At 41.6% G+C, this 1942-nt stretch carries 2 protein-coding genes; both read left to right on the top strand.

All coding sequences use genetic code 11. From position 1 onward, the window contains the following. On the top strand, positions 1 to 590 hold a 590-nt coding region (gene ytxC / locus AC29Z1_RS13515; protein ID WP_488271981.1), incomplete at its 5' end, for a sporulation protein YtxC. Between the two features lie 310 nt (positions 591 to 900). Next, positions 901 to 1942 (top strand): TGS domain-containing protein (locus AC29Z1_RS13510; RefSeq protein ID WP_488271980.1); only part of this gene is annotated, 1042 nt, incomplete at its 3' end.

Genomic DNA, 1942 nt, shown 5'->3' with positions numbered 1-1942 from the left:
GTGCAATTGTTGAAGCAAATACATTAAAGATGCTTAGTAAGAGTCCAGCAGTGCGCTATAAACTAGTATTGTCCAGAATATTAGAGTACCTGGAAAACCATCATGTTTTAGTACTTGAGGGGTTTCTGAATTTTCGTCTGAAAGACTATCGCCTGCATTTGTCAGAAGTCATTGATAATGTTGTTGATGACTTTATGATGGAACTTGAGTACAGGGAATTTATACGTGTTCTGCGCTATTTTGTGGATGTGCAGGAGCCACGGGTAGATGAGGTTCATCTAATTATTAATGACGCTAGTGCGTTTCAGATTTATGATGCACATGGTAAAACCATAAAGAATCAATGTGTCGAGAATTCATTACTGCCACACTGTGATGCTGAAAGTTATGATAATCTGAATTACGAAGATTTAGTAGTAAGTGCCTTAATTACCATTGCACCACGCAATATTATGGTACATATCAGCAACCCGCTATGTGACAAAGAAGTGTTAGAGACTATCAAAAGTGTGTTTGAAGGACGGGTTGTAGTTTGCGAGGGCTGTGAACTCTGTATGCCTTCCGGCCAGTCAACTCATACAGAGCTATAAACTTGACAATGCCAGCTAACTCGTATATAATTTTTGATAATTACATATCCATAAAAGTGATGCCGAGGAAATGATTATGGATTGAAAGGCGACCAGAGAAAAGATGCCATGGCTGAAAGCATCTTTGCGCAAACCAACCCATAATTACCACCTCTAAACTGCTGGCTGAACTAAAGTAAGCTTTGCCGGGGTATTTCCCCGTTATCAAGTCTGAGATGGCGATATGCCAAAACAGGGTGGAACCACGGGTATAAAACTCTCGTCCCTATAGGGAATGGGAGTTTTTTATTTTCATAGGAGGCTGCTGAAGATGAGTAAAATTAAGGTGACATTAAAAGATGGAGCAGTGCGCGAGTTCGAGCCAGGAATCACACTGGCTGAGGCTGCCGCCTCAATTAGCCGTAACTTGGCGAAAACTGCACTGGTCGCTAAAGTAGATGGGCATATCAGAGATTTGTTTGCTACACTGGAACATGATGCAACTGTCGAATTTTTGACATTCGAAGATGCGGAAGGTAAAGATGCCTTACGCCATACCTCTTCCCATATTTTGGCTCAAGCTGTTAAACGCCTGTATCCTGATGTTAAATTAGGAATAGGACCGGCTATTGCCAACGGCTTTTACTACGACTTTGATACTGCCCATACATTTACTCCTGATGATTTAGAAAAAATCCAGGCAGAAATGGAAAAAATCGTTAAAGAAAACTTGCCACTTGAACGGCTGACACTTAGCCGCGAAGAAGCCCTTAAGCTATTTGGTGAGCACGGAGAAATTTACAAACAAGAATTAATCCGTGATTTACCGGAAGATGTTGAAATATCTATTTATAAACAAGGTGAATTTATTGATCTGTGTGCCGGACCTCATGTTCCGTCAACCGGACGTGTTAAGGCAATTAAGCTGCAAAGTATTGCTGGTGCTTACTGGCGCGGAGACGAGAAACGGAAAATGTTGCAGCGAATTTATGGTACATCCTTTGAAAAGAAGGCTGATTTGGACGCATATATAACTATGATGGAAGAAGCCGCTAAACGGGATCACCGTAAACTTGGCCGTGAACTTGATCTATTCAGCATTCAGGAAGAAGGACCAGGCTTTCCTTTCTTTCATCCTAAGGGAATGATCATCCGCAATGAACTGGAAGCCTTCTGGCGTAAACTGCATGTCAAATACGGTTATCAAGAAATCAAAACCCCGATTATCTTGCACCAAAAATTATGGCAGCAATCAGGGCACTGGGATCACTATCGTGAGAACATGTACTTTACCCAAATTGATGGAGAAGGTTATGCAGTTAAACCGATGAATTGTCCTGGTGGTATTTTAGTCTACCGGACCCAACATCACA

The sequence above is a fragment of the Sporomusa sp. genome (assembly GCF_057736855.1).
This window is presented reverse-complemented; position numbering and strand designations above follow the sequence as displayed.